Source organism: Mesorhizobium sp. M7A.F.Ca.CA.001.10.2.1 (assembly GCF_003998575.1).
Taxonomy (GTDB): domain Bacteria; phylum Pseudomonadota; class Alphaproteobacteria; order Rhizobiales; family Rhizobiaceae; genus Mesorhizobium.
In genome coordinates, this window is the sequence record NZ_RZQY01000901.1 from 1 (window position 1) to 1,857 (window position 1,857).

Consider the following 1,857-nt stretch of genomic DNA (forward strand, 5'->3'; position numbering starts at 1 on the left):
CCAAAGGCCAATGAAGCCAGGAGGAAGAAGATGACACAGGAGCTTGTCATGGACGCAACCGCGTACGATCTGTCCCAGCAGACGGCCGAGATCATGCGGCGCTACAACGACGTATTCCAACGCCATGATCCCTCGGCACTCGCCGAACTGGTGGCTGAGGATTGCGTGATCGAGAACACCGCGCCGGCGCCGGACGGCGCTCGTTTTGCCGGACAAGCGGCGTGCGTCGGGCTTTGGACGGCGATCGCGACTCAGGCCGGCACGCGCTTCGATGTCGAGGAAACCTTCGTTGCCGGCGACCGGGCAACGATCCGCTGGCGCTATTTCATGGCCGACGGCAATTCGCTGCGCGGCGTCAACCTCATGCGCGTGACCGACGGGCGGATCGTCGAAGCGATGGGCTATGTGAAGGGGTAGCGCGCCCGAGCAATTTCCCAAAGGGCATCGCCCGGAACAGCGCAACAAGGCGAGCGGATCAGCAAGACTGAGCCGCTCCCCGTGGCTCTACCGATCCGCCAGCGCCAGCTTCGCGCCAAGCATGACGAAGGCGCCGGCGAAAGTCCGGCGCATCCAGGTCAACACCATTGGCCGCGAGACGACGTGGCTGCGGATCGAGGCGGCGAAGATGCCGTAGCCGACGAAAACCACGAAGGTCAAAAGCATGAAGACGGAACTCAGCTCCAGCATCTTCGACAGCGCGTTGGGCTCCGTGGTGCTGACGAATTGCGGCAGGAAGGCGAAGAAGAAGATCGAAAGTTTCGGATTGAGCACGTTGACGAGGATGCCGGTGGCAATCACCTTGCCGGCCGAACGCGGCGTCACATCCTGGTCGACGCTGAGGCCACCATTTTCCTTGAGTGTGTTCCAGGCCATGTAGAGCAGGTAGGCGACGCCGAGATATTTCAGCGTCTCGAAGGCGAGCGCACTGGTGTGCAGCAGCGCCGCCAGGCCAGTGATGGCAGCGGCCATGTGCGGGATGATGCCGAGCGTGCAGCCGAAGGCGGCGATGACGCTGGCTCGCGCACCGCGCGAGAGGCCGGCGCTCAGCGTGTAGAGAACGCCGGTGCCGGGCGAAGCCACGACAATCAGGGACGTCAACAGAAATTCGATGCTCACGATGGTTCCTCCGGCACCCTACCCAACCAGGAAGGTATCGGGCTGCGGGTCGGCGCACAAGCGGAGGCGATTGGAGATTGGCTACACCGGTAACCCGAGCGCCTGGCGTGCCATCAGGCACTCCTCGTCGCCGGGCATGCAGGCGCGACAGACATCCGGCCGGACGTCGTAGATGCCGCAAGCGGTCGACTTGCCGATCTCGCCGGACAGCGCCGAGCAGCGCACGCCCTCGCAGCGCATGCCTGACAGGTCAGATGCGACATATTTTTCCGGGATACGGTCGAGCTGTGCGTCATCCTCGGTGGAAAAGCGCGGCCACTCGGCCGAATAGGAACAGCAGGCACCGCAGCTTTGGCAATCGAAGGTGCCGTGTTGCGACGACAAAACGCTCGCGGCGGCCCCCAGGGCGGACAGCCCCGGCGCGGCGGGGTTTTGATCGGCGTCTTGCGGCAAGGCGCTATTTCTTCTTAGCCGTCTCGCCCTTCGAATCCGCCGGCGACTTGAACAGATCGGTCGCGGCCTCGGTGGCGTCGCCGGCTTTCGGCGCGGCAACCGGCTTGGCCGGTTTTGCCGCAGCACCCGAGGCTGCCGTCTGATCCTTGGAGGAGAATTTTATGGCCATGTCAGTCCTCGTCGGCGAAGCGCGATGATGGGGCGCGCGGATTGCGCAGGCGGCCGATCAGCGCCGAAACGGCCGTGATGTTCATTTCCTCGGGCGACCAGTTTTTCACCGCCTCGATG

At 63.9% G+C, this 1,857-nt stretch carries 4 protein-coding genes; 1 reads left to right on the plus strand and 3 read right to left on the minus strand.

Annotation, left to right across the window (positions count from 1 at the left end; translation table 11 throughout):
* The first annotated feature begins 30 nt into the window (after nucleotides 1-30).
* On the plus strand, nucleotides 31-417 hold the full coding sequence (locus EN964_RS33230; protein WP_127270583.1) for a nuclear transport factor 2 family protein: 387 nt from the start codon (nucleotides 31-33) through the stop codon (nucleotides 415-417).
* A gap of 87 nt (nucleotides 418-504) precedes the next feature.
* Here the strand turns inward: EN964_RS33230 and EN964_RS33235 are convergent, their stop codons facing one another.
* The 3 genes from EN964_RS33235 to EN964_RS33245 form a co-directional block, all read right to left on the minus strand.
* Nucleotides 505-1,116, minus strand: a complete 612-nt coding sequence (locus EN964_RS33235; protein WP_127270585.1) for a LysE family translocator — start codon at nucleotides 1,114-1,116, stop codon at nucleotides 505-507.
* An 81-nt stretch (nucleotides 1,117-1,197) separates the two neighbouring features.
* A complete protein-coding gene (locus tag EN964_RS33240) occupies nucleotides 1,198-1,521 on the minus strand; it encodes a YkgJ family cysteine cluster protein (protein ID WP_164749099.1) in 324 nt (107 codons plus the stop codon).
* Between the two features lie 52 nt (nucleotides 1,522-1,573).
* Complete coding sequence (locus EN964_RS33245) at nucleotides 1,574-1,738, minus strand: hypothetical protein (protein WP_127272632.1); 165 nt, start codon at nucleotides 1,736-1,738, stop codon at nucleotides 1,574-1,576.
* Nucleotides 1,739-1,857: the final 119 nt, after the last annotated feature.

What these genes read in the sequence shown, in the direction of transcription:
- EN964_RS33230 (WP_127270583.1), top strand. Translation starts at nt 31, where the DNA reads ATGACACAGGAGCTTGTCATGGACGCAACCGCGTACGATCTGTCCCAG.
- EN964_RS33245 (WP_127272632.1), bottom strand. Translation starts at nt 1,738, where the DNA reads ATGGCCATAAAATTCTCCTCCAAGGATCAGACGGCAGCCTCGGGTGCT.